4 protein-coding genes and 1 tRNA gene are annotated in these 3,660 nt (G+C 63.7%); 3 read left to right on the top strand and 2 right to left on the bottom strand.

All coding sequences use genetic code 11. The features are described from left to right. Positions 1-921 (top strand): glycerate kinase (locus WCA85_RS22950; RefSeq protein ID WP_424067149.1); only part of this gene is annotated, 921 nt, incomplete at its 5' end. A 65-nt stretch (positions 922-986) separates the two neighbouring features. Then, positions 987-1,439 (top strand): MarR family winged helix-turn-helix transcriptional regulator, encoded by a 453-nt coding sequence (locus WCA85_RS22945; protein WP_424067148.1) that lies wholly within the window; start codon positions 987-989, stop codon positions 1,437-1,439. 138 nt (positions 1,440-1,577) lie between these two features. On the opposite strand, the gene WCA85_RS22940 is transcribed toward WCA85_RS22945, so the two are convergent. Then, the gene (locus WCA85_RS22940) at positions 1,578-2,564 is read right to left on the bottom strand and encodes a 2-dehydropantoate 2-reductase (RefSeq protein WP_424067147.1); all 987 of its coding nucleotides are present in this window, start codon (positions 2,562-2,564) and stop codon (positions 1,578-1,580) included. A 322-nt stretch (positions 2,565-2,886) separates the two neighbouring features. Then, positions 2,887-2,973: transfer RNA gene (locus WCA85_RS22935), tRNA-Leu, on the bottom strand. Between the two features lie 231 nt (positions 2,974-3,204). On the opposite strand from WCA85_RS22935, the gene WCA85_RS22930 reads away from it, so the two are divergent. Next, on the top strand, positions 3,205-3,660 hold a 456-nt coding region (locus WCA85_RS22930; protein ID WP_424067146.1), incomplete at its 3' end, for a squalene/phytoene synthase family protein.

The raw sequence follows: 3,660 nt of genomic DNA, 5'->3' as shown, positions 1-3,660 counted from the left end.
GGCCCGGTGCGCGACGCGGCGGTCGGATTGCTCCCGGATGGCAGCGCCATTATCGAGACCGCGGAGATCGTCGGCATCACGGATCCGGTCGGCATGGGTGTGCCTGTCGAGGCACGCAGTTCGCGCGGGATGGGCGAAGCGATTCGCGTGCTGCTCGATGCAGGCGTGCGGCGCTTTTATGTTGCTCTGGGCGGCAGCAGTACCAATGACGGCGGCGCGGGTCTGCTCGCCGGTTTGGGTCTGAAGCTTTTCGACGCGCAAGACCAGCAACTCGAGCCGACGCCAGAGCAGCTTGCCTCCGTCGCCCGCGTAGACGTCTCGCAACTGGATGCGCGGCTGGCCGAGACGTCCTTCGTCGGCATGTCCGACGTCGACAATCCGCTCACCGGCGAGCATGGCGCGACTGCCGTGTTCGGTCCGCAAAAGGGTGTGACGAAGGAACAGATTGCAACCGTGGACGCGGCCCTTGCCTGCTTCGCCGATCTGCTCGAGCCGGCGCTACAGCGCACGGGCCGCAACCAGCCAGGCGCAGGTGCCGCTGGCGGTCTCGGGTTCGCGCTGAACATGCTGGGTGCACGGTTCGAGCCCGGCGCGGAAACGGTCGCGCGGCAGATCGGGCTTGATGCCGCGCTTGCCGGGGCGGACTGGCTGATCACCGGCGAAGGCCGTTCCGACGTGCAGACCTTGCACGGCAAGGCACCCTTCATCGCATGTGCCCACGCACGGGCTGCCGGAGTTCCGGCCACGCTGTTGTCCGGCGCGGTCGATTCCGCCGCACTGCCACGTCTCGCGGAACATTTCAGCGGCTGCTTCTCACCCGCGCCAGGGCCGATCACGCTCGATGTCGCGATCCGCGATGCCGCACGACTGCTCGCTAACGAAGCCGAGCAACTGACTCTGTTGAAATACGGCATGCGTTGACCGGTGCAGCGGTTGCGGCAACAATCAGAGCGCCACGACCGCCTCCACTCACGACCGGGATCACCATGAAGGCATCCGCCAAAGCCGGACTCGAACAGTTTCTGACGTATCGCCTGCATGTGTTGACCAAGCTCGCCGAACGCGGCATCGGCGAGCGCTATCAGGAAAAACTCGGGGTGACTTTGCCGGAGGCTCGCGTGATTGCTTCGGTGGGCTCGTTCGGGCCGTTTTCAATCATGGATCTGGCGCGCCATGCGAACCTCGACAAGAGTCAGGCGAGCCGCGCCGCCGAAGCCTTGATCAAGCAAGGGGTCGTGCAGCGCGAGGCCAGCGAAGCGGACGGGCGCGTCGTGCTGATTTCGCTGACGGCCGAGGGACGCGAACTGTATCGCAAAGTGATGCCTATCGCACGCAAGTGGAACAGCGATCTGTTCGACTGCCTTGATGAGAACGAGAAGGCGGCGTTTGGCGCTGCGCTCGATCGAATCATCGAAAGCGTGCAGACGCGCACGGGCTGATGCACCTCGCTCTCAAGCGGATCCAGTTGACGCCGGGTGGCTTCTAGCCGCTTCGACACGTCCCACCATGAGCCATGAAAACCGCCCTCCCAAGGCTGCTAAAAGCCACGACTAGCCACCACCCCTCACTACGAGCCACTACAAACCACTATTGAACGCGCGTTGCCGCAACAGCCCAAGCACCGCGTCACAAAACGGCGTGGGCACGTCCAGCTTGCGGCCCAGTTCAGGAAACACGCCAAGAATCGGTTCGACTTCAAGCGGGCGCCCTGCTTCCAGATCCTGCAGCATCGAAGTGCGGAACGCGCCGAGCTTGCGTGTCAGGGCGACGCGCTGCGGCGCCGCCATACCCGTCGACAATCCAAGACGCGTGCCGATCGCATCCGCTTCTTCCATCATCCGCAGGACCAGCGCATGCGTGAGCGGATCGTCAAGCAGGCGATCCGCCGTTGAACCCGTCAGCGCGCTTAACGGGTTCATGTTCATATTGCCCCAGAGCTTGACCCAGATCTCGGTGCGAATCTGCTGCGTCAAAGAAACGTCGAAACCACCCTCGCGCAACGCTTCAGCGAATGCGCTGGCCTGCGCGGATAGCGACGCCGACGGTGCGCCGACAATCAACTGGTTGCCGCGGCCGCGTCGAATCACGCCTGGCGCGTCAGTGGACGACGACAGATGCACTACACAACCCAGCGAGCGCGCCGGCGGCAACGATGCGGAGACCACGCCGTCAGGATCAACCGCTTCGATCACATGGCCGGCAAGTGGACCAGGCTGATCGTGTAGAAACCACCACGGCAGACCGTTCATCGCCCCTACCACTACCGTCTGCGGCCCCATCAGCGGGGTCAGGCTCCTCGCGATGGCGGGCAGCGTCTGCGCCTTGAGCGCGATCACTACGAAGTCCTGCACGCCAGGCACGTTCGCATCGCTTTCGGCGGCGACGCGCGCGACGGTTTCGCGCGTATCGTCGAGGATGCGAATCCCGTCGGCGCGAATCGCATCGAGCGTCTTGCCTCGAGCCAGAACGCTGACCGCGTGACCCGCGCGGGCAAGCGCGGCAGCCATCAGGCCACCGATCGCGCCTGCCCCGACCACCGTAGTGCGAATCTGTTGCGTATTCATACGAGCCTCACTTCTGGAAAAACCGGTCAACGAGCCTCAGCTGGCCCGACAGCACGCCGAGCCCGTCCTGACTAGCGCCATGGCAAGGATGCGACGCCAACGCCAACATAGACAAAAACCGTTGTGCGTGCAACCAACTGAAGGAGACCGGCGCGCTTCGATCCGAACCGAAACTACCACGCCTCGCCCGACAGTAACCTCGTGACGACGCGCGTATCGCGCCCGCTCCACAGTTACCCTGACGCGTCCAGGATCTGCACATCATCGCGCGCAAAAACAAAAACCCCCGCCAGTCACCGACCGGCGGGGGTTTTCAAATACATGGTGCGAGGAAGGGGACTCGAACCCCTACACCATTGCTGGCGTCAGGACCTAAACCTGGTGCGTCTACCAATTTCGCCATCCTCGCAGCCGGGCAAAGTGCGTTCACACGAGACCCGATGTCTGGCCTGCCCACGGACACTGCTGACCGGCAAACAACCGGTCTGGCACGCGCCCGAAAGCGTAAGCGCGAGATTCTAACCGATTGATTTGCGCTTGTCTGCATTTGCGCCTTGTACGTCGATGCTACAATTTTTGGCTATCGTCCGTACGGTGCAAGCGCCGTGCCTCTTCGTGCTTCACCCCATACTCCATTCAAGTGAATTTCGACGAATATTGCCAGCAGAAGGCGGCGCCTCCCGGCTCGAGCAGCTATTACGCGCTGCACCAGGCGCCCGCAGGACGCCAGCCGCTCCTGACCGCGCTGTTCGCGCTATGCCGCGAATTCGAGGAGACGGTGAAGGAAACCAGCGATCCCACCATTGGCCGCACCAAGCTGGCCTGGTGGCAAAAGGAAGCCGCGGCGCTTGCCGCCGGTGAACCCTCGCACCCGGTGTCCAAGGCACTGGCGGCCTATCTGCCTGATGTACCCGCCGAATACCCCACGCTGCAAACGCTGCTGGCCGGCTTTGAAATGGACCTCGATCAGGCCCGCTATCTCGATTACCCCAATCTACGCCGCTATCTGCAGGGCGTGGGCGGCACCTTCGCCATGCTGGTCGCGCGTGCCACCGCGCTCGAACCGGCGCGGGCCGCCGAGTGGGCCGCTCCGCTC

Origin of the sequence: Paraburkholderia sp., from assembly GCF_049581445.1 — a bacterium.
Lineage (GTDB): Bacteria > Pseudomonadota > Gammaproteobacteria > Burkholderiales > Burkholderiaceae > Paraburkholderia.
This window is presented reverse-complemented; position numbering and strand designations above follow the sequence as displayed.

Coding starts and splice junctions, on each gene's coding strand:
- WCA85_RS22945 (WP_424067148.1), top strand. CDS start 987: ATGAAGGCATCCGCCAAAGCCGGACTCGAACAGTTTCTGACGTATCGC.
- WCA85_RS22940 (WP_424067147.1), bottom strand. CDS start 2,564: ATGAATACGCAACAGATTCGCACTACGGTGGTCGGGGCAGGCGCGATC.